The 23,733-nt window shown below is 69.7% G+C and carries 24 protein-coding genes and 5 pseudogenes; 13 read left to right on the forward strand and 16 right to left on the reverse strand.

All coding sequences use genetic code 11. The features are described from left to right. Window positions 1-71 precede the first annotated feature (71 nt). The gene (locus tag HNR57_RS40465) at window positions 72-533 is read left to right on the forward strand and encodes an STAS domain-containing protein (RefSeq protein WP_313675657.1); all 462 of its coding nucleotides are present in this window, start codon (window positions 72-74) and stop codon (window positions 531-533) included. A gap of 3 nt (window positions 534-536) precedes the next feature. On the opposite strand, the gene HNR57_RS35140 is transcribed toward HNR57_RS40465, so the two are convergent. Both HNR57_RS35140 and HNR57_RS35145 read right to left on the reverse strand, forming a co-directional pair. Further along, a complete protein-coding gene (locus HNR57_RS35140; protein ID WP_184566871.1) occupies window positions 537-884 on the reverse strand; it encodes an ANTAR domain-containing protein in 348 nt (115 codons plus the stop codon). 425 nt (window positions 885-1,309) lie between these two features. Then, window positions 1,310-2,533 carry a PucR family transcriptional regulator gene (locus HNR57_RS35145; RefSeq protein WP_184566706.1) on the reverse strand — a complete coding sequence of 408 codons (1,224 nt, stop codon included), beginning with the start codon at window positions 2,531-2,533 and terminating at the stop codon, window positions 1,310-1,312. Between the two features lie 136 nt (window positions 2,534-2,669). Here HNR57_RS35145 and HNR57_RS35150 point away from each other — a divergent pair, with 136 nt between their 5' ends. From HNR57_RS35150 to HNR57_RS39250, 4 genes and pseudogenes are all read left to right on the forward strand, one after another. Continuing rightward, the gene (locus HNR57_RS35150; protein WP_184566708.1) at window positions 2,670-3,740 is read left to right on the forward strand and encodes a M28 family peptidase; all 1,071 of its coding nucleotides are present in this window, start codon (window positions 2,670-2,672) and stop codon (window positions 3,738-3,740) included. Window positions 3,741-3,758: 18 nt separating this feature from the next. Further along, complete coding sequence (locus tag HNR57_RS35155) at window positions 3,759-4,154, forward strand: hypothetical protein (RefSeq protein WP_184566710.1); 396 nt, start codon at window positions 3,759-3,761, stop codon at window positions 4,152-4,154. A 128-nt stretch (window positions 4,155-4,282) separates the two neighbouring features. Continuing rightward, a pseudogene (locus HNR57_RS41015) lies at window positions 4,283-4,441 on the forward strand (serine aminopeptidase domain-containing protein); the annotation flags it as partial. 40 nt (window positions 4,442-4,481) lie between these two features. Beyond that, complete coding sequence (locus tag HNR57_RS39250) at window positions 4,482-5,159, forward strand: serine aminopeptidase domain-containing protein (RefSeq protein WP_221343418.1); 678 nt, start codon at window positions 4,482-4,484, stop codon at window positions 5,157-5,159. On the opposite strand, the gene HNR57_RS35165 is transcribed toward HNR57_RS39250, so the two are convergent. From HNR57_RS35165 to HNR57_RS35185, 5 genes and pseudogenes are all read right to left on the reverse strand, one after another. Continuing rightward, window positions 5,137-5,436, reverse strand: coding sequence for a hypothetical protein (locus tag HNR57_RS35165; protein WP_184566714.1), 300 nt, complete (start codon window positions 5,434-5,436; stop codon window positions 5,137-5,139). The two genes, HNR57_RS39250 and HNR57_RS35165, sit on opposite strands and share 23 nt — an antisense overlap. An 83-nt stretch (window positions 5,437-5,519) precedes the next feature. Further along, window positions 5,520-6,422: pseudogene (locus tag HNR57_RS35170) on the reverse strand (IS5 family transposase). Between the two features lie 53 nt (window positions 6,423-6,475). Then, a complete protein-coding gene (locus HNR57_RS35175) occupies window positions 6,476-6,997 on the reverse strand; it encodes a hypothetical protein (protein ID WP_184566716.1) in 522 nt (173 codons plus the stop codon). Between the two features lie 19 nt (window positions 6,998-7,016). Further along, entirely contained in the window at window positions 7,017-7,220 is a 204-nt protein-coding gene (locus HNR57_RS35180) for a hypothetical protein (RefSeq protein ID WP_184566718.1), read from the reverse strand. 46 nt (window positions 7,221-7,266) lie between these two features. Further along, the gene (locus tag HNR57_RS35185; protein WP_184566720.1) at window positions 7,267-7,671 is read right to left on the reverse strand and encodes a hypothetical protein; all 405 of its coding nucleotides are present in this window, start codon (window positions 7,669-7,671) and stop codon (window positions 7,267-7,269) included. Window positions 7,672-8,019: 348 nt separating this feature from the next. Here HNR57_RS35185 and HNR57_RS35190 point away from each other — a divergent pair. Then, window positions 8,020-8,266, forward strand: a pseudogene (locus HNR57_RS35190) (glycoside hydrolase family 32 C-terminal domain-containing protein); the annotation flags it as partial. A gap of 99 nt (window positions 8,267-8,365) precedes the next feature. Here HNR57_RS35190 and HNR57_RS40065 read toward each other — a convergent pair. From HNR57_RS40065 to HNR57_RS35200, 3 genes and pseudogenes are all read right to left on the reverse strand, one after another. Beyond that, window positions 8,366-8,823 (reverse strand): annotated as a pseudogene (locus HNR57_RS40065) (nucleotidyltransferase domain-containing protein). A 45-nt stretch (window positions 8,824-8,868) separates the two neighbouring features. Continuing rightward, complete coding sequence (locus HNR57_RS35195; protein ID WP_184566722.1) at window positions 8,869-9,168, reverse strand: putative quinol monooxygenase; 300 nt, start codon at window positions 9,166-9,168, stop codon at window positions 8,869-8,871. A gap of 39 nt (window positions 9,169-9,207) precedes the next feature. Next, entirely contained in the window at window positions 9,208-10,194 is a 987-nt protein-coding gene (locus tag HNR57_RS35200; protein WP_184566724.1) for a carbohydrate kinase family protein, read from the reverse strand. A 312-nt stretch (window positions 10,195-10,506) separates the two neighbouring features. Between HNR57_RS35200 and HNR57_RS35205 the strand changes: the two genes are divergently transcribed. The 5 genes from HNR57_RS35205 (at window position 10,507) to HNR57_RS35225 (ending at window position 15,510) form a co-directional block, all read left to right on the forward strand. Continuing rightward, window positions 10,507-11,523, forward strand: a complete 1,017-nt coding sequence (locus HNR57_RS35205; RefSeq protein ID WP_184566726.1) for a sugar ABC transporter substrate-binding protein — start codon at window positions 10,507-10,509, stop codon at window positions 11,521-11,523. Between the two features lie 156 nt (window positions 11,524-11,679). Then, window positions 11,680-12,693: an ABC transporter permease gene (locus HNR57_RS35210; protein WP_184566728.1), complete on the forward strand. Its 1,014-nt coding sequence runs from the start codon at window positions 11,680-11,682 to the stop codon at window positions 12,691-12,693. Further along, window positions 12,690-13,523 carry an ATP-binding cassette domain-containing protein gene (locus HNR57_RS35215; RefSeq protein ID WP_184566730.1) on the forward strand — a complete coding sequence of 278 codons (834 nt, stop codon included), beginning with the start codon at window positions 12,690-12,692 and terminating at the stop codon, window positions 13,521-13,523. Before HNR57_RS35210 ends, HNR57_RS35215 begins: the two co-directional genes overlap by 4 nt. Before the next feature lie 78 nt (window positions 13,524-13,601). Then, complete coding sequence (locus HNR57_RS35220) at window positions 13,602-14,624, forward strand: LacI family DNA-binding transcriptional regulator (RefSeq protein ID WP_184566732.1); 1,023 nt, start codon at window positions 13,602-13,604, stop codon at window positions 14,622-14,624. 391 nt (window positions 14,625-15,015) lie between these two features. After that, window positions 15,016-15,510, forward strand: a complete 495-nt coding sequence (locus HNR57_RS35225) for a hypothetical protein (protein WP_184566734.1) — start codon at window positions 15,016-15,018, stop codon at window positions 15,508-15,510. Between the two features lie 814 nt (window positions 15,511-16,324). Here the strand turns inward: HNR57_RS35225 and HNR57_RS35230 are convergent. After that, window positions 16,325-16,789: an MmyB family transcriptional regulator gene (locus tag HNR57_RS35230; RefSeq protein WP_246555276.1), complete on the reverse strand. Its 465-nt coding sequence runs from the start codon at window positions 16,787-16,789 to the stop codon at window positions 16,325-16,327. A gap of 27 nt (window positions 16,790-16,816) precedes the next feature. Here HNR57_RS35230 and HNR57_RS35235 point away from each other — a divergent pair. Continuing rightward, window positions 16,817-17,407, forward strand: a pseudogene (locus tag HNR57_RS35235) (SDR family NAD(P)-dependent oxidoreductase); the annotation flags it as partial. A gap of 974 nt (window positions 17,408-18,381) precedes the next feature. Further along, window positions 18,382-19,233: a CAP domain-containing protein gene (locus HNR57_RS35240; RefSeq protein WP_184566736.1), complete on the forward strand. Its 852-nt coding sequence runs from the start codon at window positions 18,382-18,384 to the stop codon at window positions 19,231-19,233. 6 nt (window positions 19,234-19,239) lie between these two features. On the opposite strand, the gene HNR57_RS35245 is transcribed toward HNR57_RS35240, so the two are convergent. From HNR57_RS35245 to HNR57_RS35265, 5 genes are all read right to left on the reverse strand, one after another. Further along, complete coding sequence (locus HNR57_RS35245) at window positions 19,240-20,568, reverse strand: sensor histidine kinase (protein WP_184566738.1); 1,329 nt, start codon at window positions 20,566-20,568, stop codon at window positions 19,240-19,242. Then, window positions 20,565-21,254: a response regulator transcription factor gene (locus HNR57_RS35250; protein ID WP_030235570.1), complete on the reverse strand. Its 690-nt coding sequence runs from the start codon at window positions 21,252-21,254 to the stop codon at window positions 20,565-20,567. Before HNR57_RS35250 ends, HNR57_RS35245 begins: the two co-directional genes overlap by 4 nt. A gap of 113 nt (window positions 21,255-21,367) precedes the next feature. Then, window positions 21,368-21,568, reverse strand: coding sequence for a hypothetical protein (locus HNR57_RS39255; protein WP_221343400.1), 201 nt, complete (start codon window positions 21,566-21,568; stop codon window positions 21,368-21,370). A gap of 72 nt (window positions 21,569-21,640) precedes the next feature. Further along, window positions 21,641-21,808 (reverse strand): hypothetical protein, encoded by a 168-nt coding sequence (locus tag HNR57_RS39260; protein WP_221343401.1) that lies wholly within the window; start codon window positions 21,806-21,808, stop codon window positions 21,641-21,643. Window positions 21,809-22,026: 218 nt separating this feature from the next. Then, the gene (locus tag HNR57_RS35265; protein WP_184566742.1) at window positions 22,027-23,226 is read right to left on the reverse strand and encodes a S8 family peptidase; all 1,200 of its coding nucleotides are present in this window, start codon (window positions 23,224-23,226) and stop codon (window positions 22,027-22,029) included. Between the last annotated feature and the right edge of the window lie 507 nt (window positions 23,227-23,733).

The following is a 23,733-nucleotide window of genomic DNA, read 5'->3' on the forward strand; positions in this document are numbered from 1 at the left end:
CCCCGTCCCTACTTCTTTACGCCCGCCAGTACCCCGGCTGTCGCCATACATGCCGCACCGATCGCATACGAATGCGCAAGCAGATGCGTCCGGCCGCATCGGTGGGGCAGAATCACCCGCGCGTCCCGCCCCCGAAGGGGGCAAGCCAGATCGCAGTCGAGGAGAACGTGCCCCACACCGAGCAAGCCGACCGGCCGGATCGTCTCACCGTCGAAGACCGCGTTGTCGATGGGGTCCGTGTCGTGACCCTGCGGGGCGAGATCGACCACGACGTCCGGGACAAGCTCAGCAAGGCCCTGCTGGGTGAGGAGGGGACGGTGCCGACGCGCATTGTCGCTGATCTCAGTGGGGTGACCTTCATGGACTCCAGCGGCCTCAACGTCTTCGTCGCCGCACACCGGCAGGTAAGCGACGCCAAGGGGTGGGTGCGCATCGCCGGGGCCCAGCGATCCGTTCTGCGGGTGCTGCAGGTGACCGGCGTCGACGGCGTCATCTCCTGTCACCCGACCACTGAGCAGGCCCTGACGACCTGACCATTAGCCGGGCTGGTCCATGCCGTTCCCGGCATCCAGACGGCGCTTCATGGCCGCCTTCAGCTCCTGGTCGACCGGGGGTGGCAGGCGATCCTTCCCCGCCGCCCAGCTGAGCACCGTCTCCGCGACGGTGTGCAGTCTGGTGTTGGTGTGCTGGGAAACCTCCCGTAGCACCTCGAACCCGGCCGCCGGCTCAAGCCGGTGCACCGCGACGAGCACGCCGATGGCCTGATCGACCGTCGCATGGGAGTCGACCGCCTGACGCAGCTGCGCGTTCTCCCGTTCCAGCCGAGCCACTACGTCATCACGACCGTCCACGGGCAAGGGGCGCTGCGCTCGGGAAGTCGTCATCACCGGCTCTCCATCATGGGGTGAGGTCTACTTCCAGTACGCCTGCCCGTTCCCGGAGCCACAAGACATCCCGTATGCCAGGCGAAGATCACACACGAGGGGCCAAGAAGGTCGGGACGCCGGCCGTGCAGCGCGCTGGTCCACGATGCCGAGCGCCGTGTCCGGCCTGCACTTCGAGCACGCCGGCACCTGCTGGCGTAGTGCCGATGGGCTCTCTTCGCCTCATCGAGCGCACCCCTGTGGGCTCCGTCAACGGCGCCTTCCCGCAGGAGATGCAATGGTGGTTGAGCGCCGTGGTGAACTGACGCGCAGCCGCACCAGGGGGTGCCGGGCTCGCCACGGGGGCATGCTCCGGGAACCACTCTCCATCCGCCGCGTCTCCATCAGCGCGAGCCTGGCGACCGAACGGGCCACCTGAACCGGAGCTAAGACTCGTGCTCGAGGTAGGCGGCGCGGTCGCGGGCGTAGAGCGCGGCGAAGACGGTGAGCCGTTGTGCGGGGTCGGCGGCGTCGAGGCCGCATAGGTGGGCGATGCGGCCCAGACGGTAGTCCACCGAGTTGGGGTGGAGGTTCAGGTGGGCTGCGGTGGCCTTGCGGTCGAATCCGTGCTCCAGGTAGGAGCGCAGGGTGGATTCCCATTCGGGGTGGGCGTCGAGGGGGCGCAGCCGTTGCAGGAGCAGGTCGAGTCCGGGGCCGGGGCGTGTGAGCTGGTAGGTGACGACGACGTCGTCCAGGACGTAGGCGCCGGGGGGTCGTCCGGTGGCGAGGGCGATCTGGAGGATTTCTTCGCTCTGGGCGCGGGCGGCCGGTACGGCGTGCGGGGCCGCTGCCGCAGCAGCCGTGTGCACGGGAGCTGAGGCGAGGTCGCTGAGTCGCTGGGTGAGGTCGCCCAGGTATGCCTTCAGGTCGTTGCCGGGTCCGGGGGGCAGCGGGATGAGTGCCGTGGCGGCCGGGTCCTGGATCAGTGCCAGGGCGTCGTCCCCGGCGTGGTCGGCCAGGACCCGTCGGACGGCGTTGGCGCGTCGGTGGTGGGTGATCTCGGGTGCCCGGCCGGGTTCGTCGGGACGTGAGCCGGGGCCGAGCTTGAGGCTGACGACGAGATACTGCTCGGGCAGGGTGATGCCGGCGAGCCCGGCCGCCGTGTCGGGGTGCTCGCCGGTGAGCAGGGCGCTGTAGAGGGCGTAGCGGGCATCGCGCTCGCCGGCATGGATGCGGGCGGCCTCGTGCTGGAAGCCGCGGACCACCAGCGTGGTCACCTGACGCAGGTAGGCGTGCATGGCGATGGTCAGCTGGATGAGGCCGGTCTGGTCGGCGGGCGGACAGCGGCGGGCCACGACCTGCCAGGTCGCGTCCATGCCGATCTGGTAGTCCCGCAGGAGGTTCTCGACCGGTTCGCCCTCGCCGGCGCGGCGGGCGGCCGAGGCGACCAGGTCGGCGACGTCGTCTTCCTGAACGCTGGTGTCGCCCTTCTCCAGAGCGCGGACGAACGCGTCGACGTTGTACGCGATGATCCAGCGGAGCTCGGGATCGCGGCGCCGGACGGTGGCAGGCGCGGCGCCGTCCTGGTCGGCGAGCGCGTCCAGGGCCAGGTCTACGAGTTCGTCGCGGTGGTCGCGCAGCCAGACCACGGCCGGTCGGCCATCCAGCAACGGGAGGGGAGTGACGGGCGCGGTCTTTGGAGATTTCACAAAGGATGCTCCCACTTCTTCAGAGTCCCATGCCTATCTGTTGTGAGGATACCGGTGCCATGCTGACGCCGTTCCTCGGAAAGCAAGGAGACCGCCGGTGCAGACAACCCACCAGAGCTGGGCCCGCCCGCAGATGCACTCCCGGCCGGCCCGGTGGGTCGACGCCGCCCGTTTCCTGCCCGTCGCGACGCTGGCGAGATGGCAGCAGGCGCTGGACGATCGCGGTCTTCGTGCCACCGGTTCGGCCGCGCACGCCGACTACATCGGTGACCTCGCCCGCCGCCTGTCGGAGGTGGGCGTCCCCGACGTGGCCCTCGAGGCGGTGCCGATGCACCGCTGGAGTGCCCGCCAGTGGGGATTGCGACTGGCCGACCCGGGCGCGGAGGCGGAGGTCGCGGTGGTCAGCCCGGTCGCGTACTCGGGCGACACCGGCACCGGCGGAGTCACCGGCCCGCTGGCTGCGGAGCCGCGACCGGGGGTTATCGGCGTGGTGGACATCGCCCTGCCCGCTTTTGCCGCCGGGGACTTCGACGCCTTGGACTACTGTCCATCCGCCCTGGCGGCGGTCGAGCCCGCCTATGCTTCCGACCAGCGCTACGAGCGGATCTGGCTGGCCCACGATCAGATGCGCGCCGAGCTGGCCCGCTTCGCGGCTGCCGGTGCCGCCGGACTGATCCTGGTCATCGATCTGCCCGAGGCGGAACTGGGCGGCGGCTACTTGCTCCACGACGGTGTGCACCGCGCCATCCCCGCTCTGTTCGTCGGCCGGGAATCCGGTCTCCAGCTGCACGAGGCTGCCCGCCGGAAGACGCAGGCGACGCTGACGCTGACGGCGGACAGCACCCGGGTGGACACGCACAACATCGTCGGGATCATCCCCGGGGCGAGCGACGAACTGGTCGTGCTGCAGTCGCACACCGACGGCAGCAACGGCCTGGAGGACAACGGCTGCGAGGCGATCCTGGCCATGGCCCATTACCTGGCCCGCCTCCCGCGGCAGGAACTGTCCCGAAGCGTGCTCGTGTTGCTGTCGACCGGGCACTTCGCCACCGAGGAAGCGTGGGGACTGGAAGCCTTCCTCGAACGGCACCGCGAGGACCTGGTGCCACGCATCGCTGCGGCTCTGTGCCTGGAGCACCTCGGCGCGCGGGTCGCGCCCGCCGGATAAAGCGATCATGTCCCCGGTGTGACGTACGAGTTCGGCGCCTGCTTCGCCACCCCGCACCCGGCCGTCATCAACAGCATGCGCTCGGCCCGGGTTCGCGCCCAGGTCACCGAGCCTCGAGTGTTGCGCCCCTTCGTCCCCCACTTCTCGGGCAGTTCCCCCGACGGCACGACGTGGCCGGGTGACGGTGGTCCCTTCTGGCACACTGCCGGGCTGCCGGCGGCGAATTTCATCACCGGTCCCGGTTATCTCCTCAACGTCGAGCCGGTGATGGACCGGATCGATGTCGCCGCGCTGCGCCGCCAGGCCATCGCCTTCACCGAAGCCGTCCTGGAACTGGCCGCCGTCCCCTGGCACGAGCTGCGCGACAGGGACCTCCGAGCGGCCGAAGGGCCTGGTGAGGGGGGACCGAGATGACGAGCGAGGTCACGGACGCATGGTGGGAACCGGCCCGGGAACACCGGCTCCCCTCGGGGGCACGGGTTCAGGTGTGGGACGCGGTCGGCCCGCCCCGGGCGATGGTGCAGCTGTAGCACGGCTTCGCCGAGTACGCCGGGCGCTTCGTGCACCAGCACCACGAGTTCATCGTGCACCTGACCCACCAGGGGTACGAGGTGTGGGCGATGGACCTGCACGGCCACGGACGCTCCCCCGGCCGGCGCGGGCTGGCCGACATCCGCCGAGCGGTGACGGACCACCGTCGCCTGCGGTCCATCATGCGGGGCACGCTCCACGCTTCCCGTCCTGCTGATCAGGCATTCCCTCGGCGCGCTGGTGACGGCGGGCAGCACCCTGGCCGATCCCACGGGCGTGGGCGGGGTGGTACTGCTCGCACCGTCCCTGCCGCCCTCGCTGCCCGGGCCCGCCCGCGCCGCCATGGACCTGTGCGCCCGGCTGATGCCCGCCGTGCCCGCGCCGCTGAAGAAGGCACCGCCGGCTGATCTGACGCGCCTGCCCGAACAGAGACGGAGCACCGCGCTCGACCCGCTGATCCACAACGGCCGGGTACCGCTGAAGCTGGCGGCCACCGCCCTGCACGTGGCCGCCGACGTCTGGGAACGGGCACCGCACCACTGGCACACCCCATGCCTCCTCGTGCACGGCACCGCCGACACCTCCACCGACCACGGCCAAAGCCGCCGGCTCGCCGCTCTGCTGCCCACCGCCGACAAGACGCTGCACCTGGTGGCAGGCGGCCAGCACGACTCCTGCACGACCTCGACGGTGACGACGTACTCACCCGGGTGCTGTCGTGGCTGGACGCCCACACCACGGCACACCCCCCGGAGGCGACCCCTCCGCCAGGCCACGCCCCGCGCCAGTGCGCCAGCGCGACCAGGCCGCCGGTTCACTGACCCCTTCCGCCGCCGCCTTCACAACGGCGGCGGGTGCTCTCGGCCTACTGCTGCCGACATCCGTTGACGAGCCGCAACCCGTCAACTGCACCCCGGCCGATGCTGGTGTGGGTGGTGACCTCGTGTTCGCGGCAGGTGGTGTCGCGGCGGACGATCTCGTAGCCGCCTTCGTCGAGGACGGCCACGGAGGCGAACCATGCGGGGTCGCCCTGGTCGGGCTGGATGACGATGAACGTGTTGTCCGCGTCGTTCAGTTCACTGATCAGGTCGAACAGGGCGTCCTCGGACGGGTCGTCGATGTGGTGGCCGTTCTCGCTGTCGGCGCAGTAGTACTCAGCCGCCATTGGTCCGCCGCTGTCTCCCTTGTGCCGACGTGCTGCGGGTTGCCGCCGTCAGGATGGCATGCGGTGAGGCCTGCCTCGCCAGGTCACAGCCATTCGTTGATGGCGGCGATGTGGACGGTGGCCTCGAAGCGGACGGCGAGCTTGTCGAACCGGGTGGCCACTGCCCGGTTGCGCTTGAGTCGGTTGATGCCGCACTCGACCGCGTGCCGGGCGTTGTGGTCGTCGCGGTCGAAGGTCGGCGGGCGCCCGTTGTGGTCGTCGCGGTCGAAGGTCGGCGGGCGCCCGCCGTGGCTGCCGCTGCGTCTGCGGTGGCCGGCCTGGTCGGCCGGTTCCGCGATGGTGGCCGGATCCCACGTCGGCGTAAGTAGGCGCGGTTGGCGCGCGATGGGTACGCCTTGTCACCCCGGACCCAGCGGCCGTCTGCGCGGTCGCCCCGCCCCGAGCCGGGGCACGCGGATGCCCTGCAGCACGGCCACGAACTGCGGGCTGTCACCCCGCTACCCTGCCGTGACCAGCAACGACAAAGGGCGTTGACCTTGTTCGCAGGCCAGATGAATCTTGGTGGTCAAGCCGCCCCGGGACCGGCCGAGCGCGTGGTCGTCCGGCTCGGCGAGGATCCCGCCGGGCGGCTCTTTCTGGGTCTGCCCGTCCCGGCGGGCGCCGGCCGCGTGCTGGTGAGCCCGGCAGATCGTGGAGTCGACATTCACCTCCCACGTGATCAGCCCGCAGGCATCGGCCCTGGCCTGCAGTCCGGTCAGCACTGTTCCCCAGACGCCGGTGCGTTGCCAGCGGCGGAACAGCCCGTAGACCGTCTGCCACGGCCCGTACTCCACCGGCAGGTCCCTCCATGGGGCGCCCGTCCGCACCTGCCAGCGGACCTCGTCGATCAGCCTCCGCCGACACGCTGACGGCCTGCCTACCTGCGCGACAGGCAACAGCGGTTCCAGCACTGCCCACTGCTCATCCGAGAGATCCCCACGTCCCACACCGAGATCATCACGGCATCAGGTGCAGCACCAAGCCCCGCTCAAAACACGCCCTAGGCGGCATCGTGGATGACGAGCTTGAACTCGGCGAGGGTCAACAGACGCGGGGTGGCGTCGTTGTGCGTAACACGGAGCGCAACCGGGGTCCCCGGGACAACGAAGACGCCATGGTTCTTGACGTAGTACTGGCCGCCGGGCGTCGGCGTGCGGTGCTCGGTCGCTGTGGTGTCGTTGGGATTGGGCGTCAGGCCCAGCGGGTCACGGACGTACTGGTCGCGCAGCTCGGTGTAGCCGGCCGTGCCGCTGGCGGACTCCCACTGGATCATCGCGTGCAGATGGCCCCAGCCGGCTTTAGACGGCCAGATCAGGCCGCTACGGTCGTCTGTCGCCCAGTCACTCACCACATAGCCGTCCGGCTGGACGGCCTGGTGCATCTCGAATCGGTCCGTCGATTCCGCCGCTCCAAAGGGGAACCGGACCACCTTGTACGCGGTCCCCGGCGAGATCAGCTGAGGTGTATCGACCTTGAGAGAGCAGACCTGTACTCCGGCCGCAACGCCACCATCCGTAGCCATACTTCAGCATTGCCCACGCTCAGCCGACGACATGCCCGCGCCGATACCTGTCGCCTCTCGTGTGGCTGCCTGGAGTCGGCTCGATCACCTCCTGCTGACGAGCCCGGCGGGCGATCTGGCCCGGGTCGGACGCGCCCTGGTGGAACCGTGCGTGGGCCTGCTCGACGGTGGTGATGGCTTCCCCCACGACCGCGTCGGCGGCGTCGCGGTTGGCCTTGCTCATTTCCAGCGCGGCCAGGCGGTTCCAGCAGGGCCGTCAGTTCATCCCTCTACTCGGCGAGTGCCGTGTCACGCTCGGTGAGAGTCCGGGCTGCGGCGTGCATTGCAGCCTGCCGCTGCCGGCGCCTGGCTTCAGCTGTCCTGGCGCGGCGCTGTTCCTGCCTGGCTCTGTGCAGCAGAGCCAAGGCCCGGTCGCGCTCGTCATCGCCGATGGGTGAGTACCCATCGAGGCCTTTCACTGCAGTGTTGTAGTTCTCGCGGAACTCCTTGAGCTTGTCCGGCATGGGCAGGGTCTCGCTGCGCATCCAGCGGTGCACCGTGGTCTTGTTCACCCCCAGGCGTGACTCGTACAGCCCGCTGCCGCGGAAAGGGACATCGGAAAGTGGCTCGCCCGGCAGCGCAAGCCGAAGGTCTGGGAGGGCCTGACGGACCGGCAGCGCGAGCTCCTGGAGCAACTCGGCGTCGTGCCGGTGCCGGAGCCAGAAGCACTCACGACGGCCTCCAAGGCGGCCTCAGGGGCCTTCGAGCGGGGCATTGCGGCCCCTGGCACAGTACGGCGCGCCAAACTCACCCCCGACAAACTCCAGCAACTCGCCCACCACGGACTCCGATGGGCTCAGGAATGGATGCTGGAGTCCACTGGGCACCGGAGTTAGTTGCTCGTCGGCCCCCGTGCTGTAGCGCAGGTAGGTCAGATCGGGAAACGGGCGTGACACCGTCTTTTGGCCAGTCGTGGAACCAGTCGGCCGGAACACCCGGGCACAGTCAGCTGCGCAGCATTGGCACCGTCATTCGACCCCGGCCGTCGGCATGGGGGGGCCAGCACCTTCCCCGGCGTGCAGACCGCGCCCCTGAAGGCCGAGATCGGCGAGGTCAGCTGCGCATCCTCGTCGACTGGTCGTCCGTCGAGGTCTTCGGCGGCGGCGAGGCAGTGATCACCGACCAGGTTTCCCCGACCCCTGCAGCAGCGGCGTCGAGGTGTTCGCCGAGGGAGGCGCCGCCACGCTCGACGTCTTGCGCGCGTGGCAGGTCAGGTCTGTCTGGCGGTGACGGGGTGGGGCCGTGCGCCGGTCGGCCGGGAGCGGCTTCCGGCGCGCGGCTTGTGGCCATGCAGGCGTTCGAGGGAGCGGCGTGCGGCAGGAAGACTGGTCAGAAGTGGGTGGTGATCCCGAACATCTGCCGGAGCCGGGTCATGTCGTGGCGGTCGTGATCGGCGGGTTTCGTAGCCCTGGTGGAAGGAGACCTGCTGCTGGGGCGACAGGCACGGGACGGTGGCCCCGAGGATCGTGCCGGTGACGAAGCGTGAGGCCGGATAGGTGAAGGGGTGCTCGTGGTCGGGTGATGCCTGCTCGGCGGATCCGTCCGCGGCGAAGAGCAGAGGGTGCAGATCGATCTCCCGGTCGGGACGATCGGTGACGACGAACCGCACTCCGCGAGAGCCGCCACGACGGCCGCTTCCTGGTCATTGCGGTGCATCGGGTCCAGATCGCGGTGGAGCCGGGTCGTTCGCCGACCAGGGCGTCGATGCCCCAGCCACCGCCGATCCAGATGTCGGCACCGGCGTTGCGCAGTACGGCGAGGACGGACACCACGTCGTCGGCTGTCATCACCTCGCGCGCGTTAGCGGTGGTGCCGTGGGCGGTCGGGTGCATTCATGCGCGGTCGATCTCCTCGAGGAACGTGAGCACGGAGGCGTCTTCCTCGATCAGCGGGGTGAGGGCGGCGTTGAAGGGGGCGCCGTAGGGGGCGTTCAGGTGTGTCCGGAAGGCGTCTTCGTCGCGGTAGGCCTCGAAGATCCAGTAGGCGCGGGGGTTGGCCGTCTTGGTGTAGACGTCGAAGGCCAGGTTGCCTTCCTCTTCGCGCACTTTCAGGGCGTACTCCCGGATGAGGCGGGTGACCTCGTCCTCCGCTCCCTTTCGGGCGGTGAATTCGGCGAGCAGGGTTTTCGTCATGGTTTCGTCCTTGTCGTTGTCTGTCCGTGTCCGAGGGGTTCAGTGGGTGGGGTCGAGGTGCAGGGCCGCGGGGGTGTCCGGCGTGGGCTGCGCCAACTGGTGCTGCCAGGGCGGGTTGGGTCCGGCCGCCGAGCAGGTCAGGGCGGCGACTTGCACGGCGAACAGGCAGGCGGCCTCGACGTCGGCGAGGCGCAGGTCCGTCAGTCTGCCGCCGAGGAGTTGGTGGGTGCCGAGGTGGTGCAGCAGGCCTGCGGTGAAGGAGTCCCCCGCGCCGACCGTGTCGACGACGGGTGTCGCCACCGCGGGCACGTGGACCCGCTCTCCGTCGAGTGAGGCCAGGGCGCCGTCGACGCCGCGTGTGATCACGACGAGGCGCGCCCCTGCCGCATGCCAGGTGTCGCACGCCTGCTCGGGCGGTGTTCCGGGCAGGAGGAGGTCCAGGTCGTCCTCGCTCAGCCGCAGCACGTCCGCGAGGCCGCACCAGTGGGCCAGACGGGCGCGGTAGGCCTCGGGGTGTACCAGGAGCGGGCGGACGTTGGGGTCGATGCTGATGGTGGTTTGGGGGGCGGCCGCTGCCAGGAAGTCCTCCACCGCCGCCGCTCCGGGTTGTCTGACCAGGGCCAGGGACCCGGTGTGCACACAGGCGGTGTCGGCCAGGTCGGCGCCGGCCAGTTCCGCGCCGGTCCACTGCCAGTCGGCGGTGTCCTGGGCGTGGAAGGAGAACGCGGCCTGGCCGTGGGCATCCAGTTCGGCGACGGCGAGCGTGCTGGGCTCGGCGGCCTCGACGGCGTGCGAGAGGTCCACGCCGGATGCCGTGAGGTGGGCCCGGAAGAGGCGGCCGAACACGTCGCCGGACAGCCGGGCGAGAAGGCGGGCCGGGGTGCCCAGCCGGGCCAGGGCCAGGGCTGTGTTGGCGGGTCCGCCGCCCGGCAGGACGCGCAGGGCGAGTTCGTTGCGGGCAGGTGCGGGTTCGGTGAAGGCGTCGGCGACGCATTCGCCCAGGACCGTGATCTGGGGCGGGCTCATGGGCTGCTCTTCTCGGGAACGCGCGGGACGCGGAGCGGAAACGGGCATGAACCGGGCAGGCCGGCGAGCGGCTTCGGGGCGGGGGGCCGCCTCGGCGCGCGTGCGTGCCAGGCGTCGCGGGGCAGGCGGGACGTGCGGACGCAGCCGGGGGGCGTTGCCGATTTGTGACGAGTGCAGGGCATTGACGTTGCCGGGGAAGGGAGTCCATCATCCTCGCCAAGCAGTGTCAACGATGACATCAGTCAACGTTGACATCGCGGAACGGCAGGCCCCGCTGCCGGCCACCCGCCCGACATCCCGCAGGAGTCGTCCATGTCACGCACCTCTCGTCTGCCCTCCTCCTTGCTCAGAGCCGCTGCCTGCACGGGTGTCGCAGCGCTCGCCCTGACCGCCTGTGGATCCGGATCGGGATCGGGCAGCACGAGCACCGGCTCGGGCGAGGTCAAGGTCGGCCTCATCACCAAGACCGACACCAACCCGTTCTTCGTCAAGATGAAGGAGGGCGCGGAGAAGACCGCGAAGGCCGAAGGCGTCAAGCTGATGACGGCGGCCGGCAAGTTCGACGGTGACAACGCCGGGCAGGTCACCGCGATGGAGAACATGGTCGCCGCCGGTGTGAAGGGCATCCTGATCACCCCCAGCGACTCCAAGGCGATCGTGCCCGCGATCGAGAAGGCCAAGGCCAAGGGTGTTCTGGTCATCGCCTTGGACACCCCGACGGAGCCGCAGAGCGCGGTCGACGCCCTGTTCGCCACCGACAACCTCAAGGCCGGCGAGCTGATCGGCGAGTACGCCAAGGCCGCGATGAAGGGCAAGACCGCGAAGATAGCCGCCCTCGACCTTGCGCCGGGCGTCTCCGTCGGCGTTCAGCGCCACAACGGCTTCCTCAAGGGCTTCGGCGCCACCGACAAGGACGTCGCCTGCGCCCAGGACACCGGCGGCGACCAGTCCAAGGGCCAGACGGCGATGGAGAACTGCCTCCAGAAGGAACCGGGCATCAACGTCGTGTACACCATCAACGAGCCCGCCGCGCTGGGCGCGTACACCGCGCTGAAGGGCAAGGGCCGGGAGAAGGACGTCCTGATCGTCTCCGTCGACGGCGGCTGCACCGGCACCCGCGCCGTCAAGGACGGCAAGATCGCCGCGACGTCGCAGCAGTACCCGCTGAAGATGGCCGCCGAGGGCGTCAAGGCCGTCGTGACGTACGCCAAGGACGGCAAGAAGGCGTCGGGTTACACCGACACCGGTGTCACCCTGATCACCGACAAGGCGCAGGACGGGGTCGCATCCAAGGACACCGCCTACGGCCTGGACAACTGCTGGGGCTGAGCCGCCGCCCCCGACTGCCCCCGTGGCAGCCGCCGTTCGACACCCCTCAGCGGGGCGACCGGACCCACCTCCCCGACCCGGGACGGCCGCCCCCTCGTCCTCCTGCCGCCCTCAAGGGACGGACACGGACTTCTGTCTTTTCGACAAGGACCTCGCATGACTGCCACGTCCACGCCACCCTCCACGTCCACGCCGTACGCGGAGCTCAAAGCGCCGACCACGGTCCGCAGACTGCTCACGCAACCGACCACCGGCCCGCTGGTCGCCCTCCTGCTGGCCTGTGTCTTCTTCTCCGTCTCGACCGACCAGTTCCTCACCGGCGGGAACTTCTCGCTGATCGTGCAGCAGGTCATGGTCGTCGGCACGCTGGCCATCGGCCAGACCCTGATCATCCTCACCGCCGGCATCGACCTGTCCTGCGGGGCGGTGATGGCGTTCGGCAGCATCGTGATCGCCAAGATGGCCGCCGAGGGCTCCCTGCCACCGCTGGCCGCGATCGCGCTGGGGCTGGCCGTCTGCGGTGGCTTCGGCCTGCTCAACGGGGCACTGGTGCAGAAGATCCCGCTGCCGCCGTTCATCGTCACCCTCGGCATGCTCAACGTGGCCTTCGCGCTGACGCACATCTACTCCGAGGAGCAGACCGTCAGCAACCTGCCCGGCCCGCTGACGGCCCTCGGGCAGACCTTCCCGCTCGGCAAGACCGACATCACCTACGGCTCGCTGGTCACCATCGCCCTGTTCCTCCTCCTCGCCTACGCGCTGAGCAGCACCAGCTGGGGCCGGCACGTCTACGCCCTGGGCAACAGCCCGGAAGCGGCCCGGCTGAACGGCATCCGCACCTCCCGGCTGACCATCGGCGTCTACACCGCGGCCGGCGTCCTCTATGGCATCGCCGCCCTGCTGCTCATCTCCCGCACGGGCGTCGGTGACCCGCAGGCCGGGCAGACCGACAACCTCGACAGCATCACCGCCGTGGTCCTCGGCGGCACCAGCCTCTTCGGCGGACGCGGATCGGTGCTGGGCACGTTCATCGGCGTCCTGATCGTCGGCGTCTTCCGCAACGGGCTCCAGCTGATGGGCGTCGCCTCGATCTACCAGACCCTGATCACCGGTGTCCTGGTGATCCTCGCGGTGACCGTCGACCAGATCTCCCGGAGGAAGGCCCGATGACCACCACCACCGCAACCCCCGTGCTGCAGGCACGCGGTCTGGTCAAGCGCTACGGCCAGGTCACCGCCATCGACGGCGCCGACTTCGACCTGCTGCCCGGCGAGGTCCTCGCCGTCATCGGCGACAACGGCGCCGGCAAGACCAGCCTCATCAAGGCCCTCACCGGCGCTCTGGTGCCCGACGAGGGCGAGATACGCCTGAACGGCACACCGATCCAGTTCTCCGGCCCGCAGAGCGCCCGCGCCCACGGCATCGAGACGGTCTACCAGGACCTCGCCGTGGCGGCGTCCATGGACATCGCCTCGAACATGTTCCTCGGCCGCGAGCTACGCCGCCCGGGCATCCTGGGCAGCGCGTTGCGCATGCTCGACAAGAAGCGCATGCGTCAGGAGGCCGCGGAGCACATGGCCGATCTGAAGATCGGCCTGCGCTCGCTGACCCAGTCGGTCGAGACGCTCTCGGGCGGACAGCGGCAGGCCGTCGCGGTCGCCCGCGCGGTCGCCTGGGCCCGCAGCGTCGTCGTCATGGACGAACCCACCGCCGCCCTCGGCGTCAAGGAGTCCGGCCAGGTCCTGGACCTCATTCGCCGCGTCCGCGACAAAGGCATGCCGGTCGTCCTGATCAGCCACAACATGCCGCACGTCTTCGAGATCGCCGACCGGATCCACGTCCACCGGCTGGGCAAGCGCGCCGCCGTGATCAAGCCGTCCGACTACTCCATGGCGGAGGTCGTGGCCATCATGACCGGCGCGCTCACCGTCGATGCGGCTGGAGATACTGTCGTAGCGGATTCCGAGGCCGCCAAGGCCGCCGGAGTACAGGCCACCTGACCACGCAACCCCGCTCTCGCACGTTCCGGCCGAGGCCGCGGCCGGCAACCCGGGAGCACCCAGGAGACGGTTTCCTCCATGGCAGCCAGCCGCCGCCCCACCTTGGCCGATGTCGCCCGAGAAGTAGGAGTCAGCGCCAAGACGGTCTCCCGGGTCCTCAACGAGGACGGGCCCGCCTCGGCACGGACACGGGAACAGGTGCTCGCCGCGGTGGCCAAGCTGGGCTTCCAGCCCAACCTCATGGCCCGCAACATCCGCGTCGGCGGCCCGGACACGACCATAGGGCTGGTCGTCCCCGACCTGGCCAACCCCTTCTTCGCAGCCGTGGCCCGCGGCATCGAGGACACCGTCCGCAACCGCGGACTGACCCTGCTCATGGGCTCCTCCGCCGACGACCCGGAACGCGAACACGCCCTGACCGCCCAGTTCCTCGCCCGGCGCGTCAGCATCCTGATCGTCGTACCGTCCGTCGGCGCCGACCACTCCGGCCTCAAACCCCACCGCACGGCGGGGCTGCCCGTCCTCTTCCTCGACCGGCCCGGGGTGGGCCTCGCCACGGACAGCATCGTCAGCTCCAACCGCGCCGGAGCCCACGAAGGCGTCGCCCACCTCATCGCCCACGGACACCGCCGCATCGGCTTCGTCGGCGACCTGCCGGTCAAGCTCTACACCCGCCGCGAACGCCTCGCCGGATACCGGGCGGCCCTGAAAGAGGCCGACATCCCCTACGACCGCTCGCTGGTCGCCAGTGCGCACGACCAGCAGGGGGCCGAGGCCGCGACCTCCCACCTGCTCGGCCTGGCCGATCCCCCCACGGCCCTGTTCGCCGGGAACAACATCATGGCGCTCGGCGTCGTCGCCGAACTCGCCCGCAGCAAACGCAAGCACGTCGCCGTCGTCGCCTTCGACGACGTGTCCCTCGCCGAAGCACTGGAGCCCGCTCTGACCGTCGTCGCCCAGGACCCCGCAGAAGTCGGCCGCAAAGCCGCAGCCACCTCCCTGGCCCGCCTCGACGGCGACCGCTCCCGGGCACGCACCATCACCGTTCCCACCCGGCTGATCGTCCGTGGCTCGGGGGAACAACCCGCGGCCACGCCGTAGGATCACACAAGTCCCGAACCGGGCCTTCGGCGGCGGGCTTTCCGCCCACCGAGTAGGCGTCGACGGACAGGGCCTGACCGGCTCGGTGCCGAGGTTGCGGTAGGTGAGCTGCTTGGTGGACGGCTTGTCGTCGCTGTGCGGCCACTGCTGCCCACCGGGTGCCCCGCCGATGATCTCAACCAGGGCCATGTGCAGGTGAGGTGACATCCTCGTGCGCTGGTGCACGGTGCCCAGGAAGTCGCCGCGTGAGACGCGCGCCCCGACGAAAATCGAGCCTGGCACGTCGGTCAGGTGGGTGCCTGCACCGCGCCCGCACCGACCTCCACCCGAACGATGTGCCCCCATTCGAGGCCATCGAAGAAGGGGCGTAGCCCGACGGTACGGTGGCCATGTGGCGAACATCTTCTCCGGTGGAGACCGAGAGCTGGATCTGTCCAACGGCGCCACCGAGGCGTTTACTGAGGTGCTGGTGCTCGCTGTGTCCGATCTTGCATCCCAGGCCTGGGACTTTCGCTTCGCAGCGCTACTGATCTTGCAGGACCAGAACGTGATGGGCCGTGGTGCGGTCGGCTTCCACCTGGAAGAGGTCGACTGGGGCACCAGCGAGTCCGAGCACGCGCGGTCCAAGGACTTCGTGCTGCGCGTCACGGCTCTCGCAGCGAGCGGGCATCGCTGGAGCGAGTTGGGCTACCACCCGCCCCGCGTGCATGACTACCTGGATCATTTCAGGATCATGGTGGAATATTTCACCCCGCCGACCAGCAACGGCCCTTACCCCCACTTCCCGGGACCGGACGGTGCTGCGAGGGCGTCGTGTACGCGTCACCGCGTCCTCAGCGGACTCCCGTATTGGGAAGGCTGCTTCCTGTGTAACCAGCCCCGATAGCTGTAGTGGCCGGGTGGATCCAGCCGCGCGACGGACGACTCGGCGGTGCTGGGCTGGTGGGGTCGCCATGGCACGCAGCGGCGTCGAGACCTCAGCCTTCCTGGCTCGCGGTCACCGGGCATATCGCAGGGAACGCATACGAACGCGGTGCCGGCTACCCGCACCGACCTCTCCCCCACCGACGTCCCTCTCATGGCCCCACCACCGTGACGGCCCAGCGCCGCGGCACCGCCGACGCGCAGGCACCCGACACTCATCCCGCCTATTCCTCAACTCCAGTCCAGCATGGGCAAAGATGGCCGCAACGGGGATGCCAGCGGCCCGACCATGAGGTACTCCTGCGGCGAACCGAGAAGACCGCAGGACGCCGCCACGGTGGGCAGCGCAACATCTACCGCAACACGCACCAGTACGGCCGCGGCGGCTAGCCTCTGCGCCAGTGATGCATGACACCAGTCGTGGAGAAGTGAGGCCCGAGCGTGCGATACGTGGGCGCCGTGCGCAGCTGACCCTCGGTCGGGTGAAGGCTGCTGCCGCAGGGATCCCGGCGGCAGCATGTGCTTAGTGCCCCTCCATTGTCTGATCCGCTCAGTGAGCAGCGTGGAAGGCATCACGGCATGACGTGGCCCTTGCCCGTGTCGATGCTGACCGTCGCCGTGGACAGCCCTAACCTGCCCGCCGGATACGCGGCGGAGCCGAAGTTGGATGCGGTAAGTTCCTGCAGCCGTACACCGAGTCGAAGTGGCCGCGAGCGGTCGTTTTCACTGGCAAACCTGATCTCTGCCAGCTGGACGAGATCCGGCCGGCCTGATCGTTACGGCGTGGAGAACAGGCCGGGCCCCGGAGGCGTGGGGCCGTCGGCGCGGACGCCGTTGGTGACCCGCAGGAACTCCATCTTTTCCGCGTCGGTGGAACCCGCGGCCACCGTGTGGACGACGAGTCGGATGTCGCAGCCTGGGACGGTGAGCACGTCGCAGATCACCTCACCCACCTGGGGGTGTACGACGGTCTTGCGGGCCGAGACGTGCGGGCCGACCGTGCCTTCGTCCCACAGCCGGGCGAACTCCGCGCTGGTGGAGCGCAGCTCCTCTACGAGTTCGGTCAGGCCGCGGTCGCGGGGGTAGTCGATGAGAGCTGAGCGCAGGTCGGCGACGAGGGCGGGTTTCAGGGCGTCGTCGTCCTGGAGCACGGGCCAGGACGCGAGCCGGCTGGGCCCTGGGGCGAAGACCGCCCGTGCCAGGTTGCGCTCGTCGTGTGTCCGTGCGCTGGGGTCGCCCATCAGGAGTGACCATGCGCGGGTCCAGGACAGCAAGGTCAGGCGGCCGCCGACGCACTCGGGGCCCGTTTCGTCCAGATCGACGTGACCGACGACGCATCGGTGGCTGCTGCCGCCGCCCATATCGAGGCTCGCGAGGGCGGCATCGACGTCCTGATCAACAACGCGGGTGTTTTCGGGACGCACAACCCCGCCGACCAGATCACAGCCACTGATGCCAGCGAGGTGTTCGAAGTCAATGTCGTGGGGATCGTCCGGGTCACGCATGCGTTCCTGCCGCTGCTGCGCACATCCGCGCACCCGGTCATCGTCAATGTGTCGAGCGGCATGGGGTCGTTCGCGGCCACCCACGACGCCGAGCGCGTCGAGTCGAGGAACCTCGCGCCGCTCTACACGGCGTCGAAGGCCGCGGTGACCATGCTGACCACGCAGTACGCGAAGTCCTGGCCGGATGTGAAAGTGAACGCCGCCGACCCGGGCTACACAGCGACCGACTTCAACGGGCACAGCGGCCCGCAGACCGTGACCGAGGGCACCGACGCGATCGTCGAACTCGCCACCATCGGGCCGGACGGGCCGACCGGAACCTTCCGCGACCGTCACGGTGAGATGGCCTGGTGACACACCCCTGAATGCGGGGCGTGCCCGGCACGTCACGAGGGCTCCAGAGTGGCGAACTCATGCCGAGGTCCTTCGCGCGGCCGGGGTGACGGTACTCCTGCACCGCTACCCCCGGGCTGATTCACGCCTTCCTCCCCTTCGACACCTTCATCCCCTCCGTGGACGCGGCGGCGGCCGACGAGATGTACGCCGACTTCAAGAAGCTCATCAGCGCCGCCGCATGAAGGGCAGGCACCAACACCGGAGTTCCCGGCCGCAGATCGCCGGGGGCTTTTGTGTGAGTCCGCTCAGGCACCGAGGCGGGCGCGGAAGGCCTTGGCCTGCCTTCTCCTCGGTGAACACGCCGGTGTCGAGTATGGAGAGGACGGACAGCAAACGGAAGTTGGAGGCGCCGGCGGCCTGCGCCGCCGAGGCCTCGACCCGTTGACGGATGCCCGACCACTCCTGATCACGTTCAGGGCGTCTGATTCCAGGTTCGCCCCTGCGCAAACCGACTCGGCATCGAAACCGGACGCCCACCCGTCCCAAGAGCAGCCGCATCCGCCTGGATCGCAGCAGGACGCCAAGGCTCTGGCCCTGCACACTGCGCACCCCGTCAAGGGGCGAACAGTGGCCGCCTTCAGCAGCCAGGAAGCGGTCATGCGGGCTTCGGATACATCTGCGGTCCGCAGCGCGGCGCTGCCGCTCACGGGCGCCCCTGGGGTGGGGGGATCTCCTGGCACCGCGTGTCCTGCATGTCTGGTTGAGCGCACCGTGGATACCAGGCTGGCGCATGACAGGCCGGGACGCTTCCAACCCGTTCCTCAGCGGACTTTGGCGGCTCTCTTAAGGCTTCTTGAAGATGACCTTCGAACAGAGCTCTCCGCCCCGGCCTGGTCCTAGGCTCTCGAACACCCCCCACAGGTCCGGTGGCCGCGATCGCGGCCACCGGGCATGGGGCCGAGTCAGCCGACCGACAGACCGAGGTGTCCTGCATGGGTTCCCGCCGAGCCGCTCGCCCGTCCCGCTTCCACGCCCGCCCCCGCAGTGGGCCGAAGACGCGCGGTCCCGCGCTGGCCCTGGGAGCCGTCGCTGCGATCGCGGGCGTCGGGATCACCGTGGCCGTCGTCAGCGGCGAGGACGGCGACGCGTCGGACCGCGTGGTCGCGAACAGCACGGACAGGACGCCGGGCGCCGGGGACGCGGGCGGCAGTGCGGCGCCGCTCGCCTCTGCTTCGGCGAGCCCGAGCACCACGGCGAGCAGCTCACCGAGCGCGAAGCCGAAGGAGAAGCGGAAGCAATCGGCAAGCCCCACCCCTCGCGCACGGAAGACGACTGCCCCCGCGTCGAAGGCACCCGCGGGGACGACGGCGAAGAGCAGCGGCGGCGGGCCGGCGAGCGGTTCCGGCGGCCTGCGGCCGGGCAGCACCCGATCGGACTCCGGATCGGGTTCGGAGTCCGATGGCGGGCCCGAGGCTCAGGTACTCGCGCTGGTCAACAAGGAGCGGGCCGCGGCGAACTGCTCGCCGGTCACAGCGAACGACCGGCTCACCCGGGCCGCCGACGACTACAGCGACGTCATGGCGAGCAGCGGCGTGATGTCCCACACCGGCCCCGACGGCTCGACGATGACGACCCGGGTCGAGGCCGCGGGGTACAAGTGGTCGACCCTGGGCGAGAACATAGCCCGGGGCCAGGCGGACGCCGCCTCGGTGATGAAGTCCTGGATGAACAGCCCCGGGCACCGCGCGAACATACTCAACTGCTCCTTCAAGGAGCTGGGAGTGGGCGTCCACTTCGGCGACGGCGGCCCCTGGTGGACGCAGAACTTCGGCGCCGGTCGCTGACCCCGCTCACCACACCCCGCCGCCGGCCCCGCCCGCGTCAGCCAGTACGAACGACACCCGCACCCGGGCGCCGCCCAAGGGCGCCCGGGTGATCGTCAGTTCGCCGTCCGCCTCGCGGGACGCGCGGGCCACGATGTCCAGGCCCAGCCCCGTCGAACCTCCGACGCTCACACCCCGCGTGAGCGCTGCGGCGGGGTCCGCCACGCCCGGTCCGGCGTCGTCAACCGTGAGGAACACGTGCCGATCCGCCCGCTCCACGCGCACGGCGAAGGCGGTGCCCTCCGGGGTGTGCCGGAACACATTGCCGATCAGGGCATCGACGACGGCCGCGAGGTCGTCCTCGGGGAAGGCGACGGGCACCAATCGCGGCGTGAGGGAGCGCTCGTAGGGCCGTCCTTGCTTGGCAGCGAGGACCGACCAGAAGTCCAGACGCATGGCGACCACCTCGGCGACATCGCACACCTTCGCCGCGCCGGCCGCCGCACGGGCCGGCCGCGCCGACGCCAGCGGTGTACGGGCCGCGGCGATGATCGAGTCCAGTTCGCTCTCCAGCTGGCCGGCCGCCTCCGCGACCCGCCGGGCGCTGGGCGTCGACCCCATCCGGTCGGCTTCCAGGTAGAGGGCGGTCAACGGCGTGCGCAGCCGGTGCGAGAGGTCGGCGACCAGCTCGCGTTCCACGGCGAGCAGGTCGAGGACGCGGTCGGCCATGGTGTTGAACGCCGCACCGGCCTCCTGCAGTTCGGGCGGGCCGTCGGGTTGGACACGCACGTCCAGGTCGCCGGAGCCGAGAGCCAGTGAGGCGCGTTTGAGACTGCGCGACGACCGGACGACGCGGGCGCCGAGCCGGTCGGCGACGAGTACCGAACCACCGACCAGACCCAGCGCGAGCAGCGCCATGACGCCCCAGGACGCGGCCACGCCCCGGGTGAGGTCTGCGGCGGGCACGAAGGCTTCCACGACGGCGACCCGGTCGCCCTGCAGGACGACGGGCTGGAGGTAGACCCAGCCACCGGCGGTGTCCACGGTCAGCGTCTCGCGCCTGCGCACGGCCCGCTCGAGCGCGTCCCGGGGCGCGTGCGGGGTGCCGACGAAGCTGCCGTCGGGCAGACGCACGACGAGCTGGTCGGAGGAGCCGAGCTCGGCGACCGCCTGCTGCACGTCGGCGCGCCGGGTGGTGAGGGCGAGCACCGGGGACAGGGCGGACGCCCGCTGCTCGGCAGCCGTGGTGGCCCGGTCCCGTGCCTGTTCGCGCACGAGGAGGGCGAGGGGGATGAGGAAGGACAGAGCCACCATCGAGGTGACGGCCAGGGCGATCCCGGCGAGGGCACGTCTCATGGCGAGCTGACCAACTTGATACCCAGGCCGCGAACCGTGCGCAGATAGCGGGGCTTTCGGGCCTTCTCGCCCATTTTGCGGCGGAGCGCGGAGAGGTGGACGTCGACCGTCTGGTCCTCGACGTACGGCTGCTGCCACACCTCGGCGAGTATGCGCTGCCGGGTGACGACCTGGTCGGCGTGGGCGGCGAGGTAGGCGAGCAGATCGAACTCGCGGCGGGTCAGGGGCAGTTCCCGGCCGGCCAGGTGCGCGGTGCGCGCGGTCGGGTCGATGCGCAGGTCTGCCACCTGCAGGACCGGCCGCCGGGCCGCCTGTACGTCGGCGGGCACGGATCGGCGCAGCACGGCGGCGAGCCGGGCGGCGAGCTGGCCGCCGGAAAACGGCTTGACCAGGTAGTCGTCGGCCCCCGCGTTGAGCAAACGAATGATCTCGCTCTCGTCGTCACGGGCGGTGGCGACCAGGACCGGCACACGGGAAATGCCCCGGATCATGCGCAGCACGTCGAGGCCGTCGAGATCGGGCAGCCCCAGGTCCAGCACCACGATGTCCGGCGGGCTCTGGGTGATCTCGCGCAGCGCCTCGAAACCCTGGTGGGTGGTCCTGACCGCGTAGCCGTGCCCGGTCAGGACCTCGATCAGCGCGGCCCGGATGACGGGGTCGTCCTCGACGACAAGTACGGAGGCCATGAGCAGGCACGTTAGCCGGTCCGTCACTATGGTGTCGTGTCCCGCTTCCTGCGCTACCTGATCATATGGCTGGCCTGCACGGCAGCCAGTGTCACCGCTGTCATCCTCACGATTCACTTCGTGGTGGGGTCGACCCGGCCGACCGCGCCGGTCGCGCAGTCCGCGCCGAGTGAGCCCCTGAAGCCCCCGCGGCCCAGCCCCACCACCGCGAAACCCTCCCCGAGTCCGTCGGCGAGCAGCCGCAGGCCCAGCCCGCCGCCCCGGAGCAGCGAGCCGGCGACCGATCCCAGCCCGACGCCCACGCCGACACCCACCGTCCGCACCAGTGCCCCGGGCGCGCCGACCGGCGCGGACGGCTCGGGATGCGAGGAAGGCGGCGCAGGCGTCTACACGGTGCCGTCCGAGGGGGGCAAGGCCACCGTGCGGTTCGGTGACGACGCGGTGTGCCTGATCTCGGCGGTGCCGAACCGGGGGTTCACGGTGAGCACGAGCCGGACAGAGGCGCAGGCGCTCACGGTGACGTTCTCGGCGAGCCGCCACCGGTCGGAGATCACCGCCACGATCCGGCCACAGAGCCGGGCCGATGTCCGCGAGGTTTCGTGGTGACGCCCGCCGCGGCTTGGTGGCCCAGGGCTGGGGTAGCGCCGAGAGACGCGCCGCTGATTCTGGGGGTGCACGCCGTCGGCGGTCCGTGGTGGGCGCCGGTCCTGGTTACGGCCGGAGCCCACCGTAACCCGGTGAGGGCAGTACGGTGGGCGCCGGTCACGTGGGGCTACTCGACGATCTTGAGCAGCTTGTTCGCGGTGCCCTGTGAGGGGTTGGAGATCTTGTCGGGAGTGGCGCCGCCGGTGAGGGCCTTGGCCACCTGGTCCGGTGTGGCGTCCTTGTGGCCCGCCAGGTAGACGGCCGCGGCGCCTACGACGTGCGGTGTGGCCATGGACGTGCCCGAGATGGTCTTGGTGCCTTCATCGCTGTCGTTCCAGGCGGAGGTGACGTCCGAGCCGGGGGCGTAGATGTCCACGACCGAGCCGAAGTTCGAGAAGTCGGACTGCTTGTCGTCCTTGGTCGAGGAGGCGACGGTGATGGCGTCCGCGACACGGGCCGGGGAGCCCTGCCCGGCGTCCGCGGAGTCGTTGCCGGCGGCGACGCCGAAGGTGACACCGGCGGCGATGGCCTTCTTGACGGCTTCGTCGATGGCCGGGTCGGCGCCCCCGCCCAGGCTCATGTTCGCGACGGACGGGCCCTGGTGATTCTTGGCGACCCAGTCGATGCCTGCGATGACCTGCTCGGTCGTTCCTGACCCGTTGTCGTCGAGCACTCGGACGGCGACGATCTTCGCCTTCTTGGCGACGCCGTGGGCGGTGCCGGCGATCGTGCCGGCGACGTGGGTGCCGTGACCGTTGCCGTCGCTGGCGTCGTTGTCGTTGTCCACGGCGTCGAAGCCGGAAGTGGCCCGTCCCGCGAAGTCCTTGTGCGAGGTCCTCACACCGGTGTCGATGACGTACGCGGTGACGCCTTCGCCCGCGCCGTCGGGGTAGGTGTACTTGGCGTCGCCGGCCGTGTCGGCCTGGTCCAGGCGGTCGAGGCCCCAGGAGGGCGGGTTGTCCTGAGTGGCGTCGATGCTGAACTTCTTGACCTGTACGACCTTGGCTACCGCCGGGTCCGCGGCGAGGCGCTTGGCCTCGGCCGAGGAAAGACCGTTGGCGGAGAAGCCGTTGATGGCGGTCGTGTACGTGCGCTGGAGCTTGCCGCCGTACTCCTTGGCAAGAGCGGACTTGTTCGCTTTCTCGTCCATCGTGACGATGAAGCTGCCGGGTACGGCTCCCTTGGCACCGAGGCCGTACACGGTGCCTTCTGCCGGGGCGGGTTCGGGCGCTATTTGCGCATGGGCCGTACCGATGGTCGTCAGGGTGACGACGACAGCCGTGGCAGTGAGGAGCTGCATTCTGTGTGTGAATGCGCGAGATGCCATGTGAGGGTTCTCCTCGTCAGGTGGTGTGGGGGGTCTGGGAGTTCGGAACCGAACCTGCATCGGATCCGCCTCGAACCTGACTCATTGATGTGCTCAGATCAAGGACTTCAAGCGGATCGGTGTCGTAACAGCAGGTCGGCAGCGCACGAATCAGCCACCCTCCCCACACACTCTTTCATCACACGCCTGACGCTCATGCGGGCATCATGTTGAGGATGTGTGCCCATACATCGGGGGCCGACGTGGTCGCACGGAATCTGGGTAGACGGTGCCGGTTTCACAGCAAGCGATTACGGAGCGGCGGCCCGACCGGGCCTGAAATTGGTGCAGACCGCATAGTGGCCCAACAACCAGGCCGATTCGAAACCCTCACAGAAAGCCAGTGATGAATGGAGATTCATCAGTTGTGCGCCGCAACATTTGAATCGGGGTATCTGGGAATTGAGTTGGAGATGTCGGTCGTGGCGCGGCAAACGCGGAACCGGATCGTGTCGCTCCGACGTTTCG

Origin of the sequence: Streptomyces paradoxus (genome assembly GCF_014202475.1) — a bacterium.
GTDB lineage: Bacteria > Actinomycetota > Actinomycetes > Streptomycetales > Streptomycetaceae > Streptomyces > Streptomyces paradoxus.

What these genes read in the sequence shown, in the direction of transcription:
- HNR57_RS35210 (WP_184566728.1), top strand. Translation starts at nt 11,680, where the DNA reads ATGACTGCCACGTCCACGCCACCCTCCACGTCCACGCCGTACGCGGAG.
- HNR57_RS35245 (WP_184566738.1), bottom strand. Translation starts at nt 20,568, where the DNA reads ATGAGACGTGCCCTCGCCGGGATCGCCCTGGCCGTCACCTCGATGGTG.
- HNR57_RS35250 (WP_030235570.1), bottom strand. Translation starts at nt 21,254, where the DNA reads ATGGCCTCCGTACTTGTCGTCGAGGACGACCCCGTCATCCGGGCCGCG.
- HNR57_RS35205 (WP_184566726.1), top strand. Translation starts at nt 10,507, where the DNA reads ATGTCACGCACCTCTCGTCTGCCCTCCTCCTTGCTCAGAGCCGCTGCC.
- HNR57_RS35140 (WP_184566871.1), bottom strand. Translation starts at nt 884, where the DNA reads ATGACGACTTCCCGAGCGCAGCGCCCCTTGCCCGTGGACGGTCGTGAT.
- HNR57_RS35200 (WP_184566724.1), bottom strand. Translation starts at nt 10,194, where the DNA reads ATGAGCCCGCCCCAGATCACGGTCCTGGGCGAATGCGTCGCCGACGCC.
- HNR57_RS35195 (WP_184566722.1), bottom strand. Translation starts at nt 9,168, where the DNA reads ATGACGAAAACCCTGCTCGCCGAATTCACCGCCCGAAAGGGAGCGGAG.
- HNR57_RS35240 (WP_184566736.1), top strand. Translation starts at nt 18,382, where the DNA reads ATGGGTTCCCGCCGAGCCGCTCGCCCGTCCCGCTTCCACGCCCGCCCC.
- HNR57_RS35180 (WP_184566718.1), bottom strand. Translation starts at nt 7,220, where the DNA reads ATGAGCAAGGCCAACCGCGACGCCGCCGACGCGGTCGTGGGGGAAGCC.
- HNR57_RS35230 (WP_246555276.1), bottom strand. Translation starts at nt 16,789, where the DNA reads ATGGGCGACCCCAGCGCACGGACACACGACGAGCGCAACCTGGCACGG.
- HNR57_RS40465 (WP_313675657.1), top strand. Translation starts at nt 72, where the DNA reads ATGCGCAAGCAGATGCGTCCGGCCGCATCGGTGGGGCAGAATCACCCG.
- HNR57_RS35265 (WP_184566742.1), bottom strand. Translation starts at nt 23,226, where the DNA reads ATGGCATCTCGCGCATTCACACACAGAATGCAGCTCCTCACTGCCACG.
- HNR57_RS35175 (WP_184566716.1), bottom strand. Translation starts at nt 6,997, where the DNA reads ATGGCTACGGATGGTGGCGTTGCGGCCGGAGTACAGGTCTGCTCTCTC.
- HNR57_RS35220 (WP_184566732.1), top strand. Translation starts at nt 13,602, where the DNA reads ATGGCAGCCAGCCGCCGCCCCACCTTGGCCGATGTCGCCCGAGAAGTA.
- HNR57_RS35215 (WP_184566730.1), top strand. Translation starts at nt 12,690, where the DNA reads ATGACCACCACCACCGCAACCCCCGTGCTGCAGGCACGCGGTCTGGTC.
- HNR57_RS35165 (WP_184566714.1), bottom strand. Translation starts at nt 5,436, where the DNA reads ATGGCGGCTGAGTACTACTGCGCCGACAGCGAGAACGGCCACCACATC.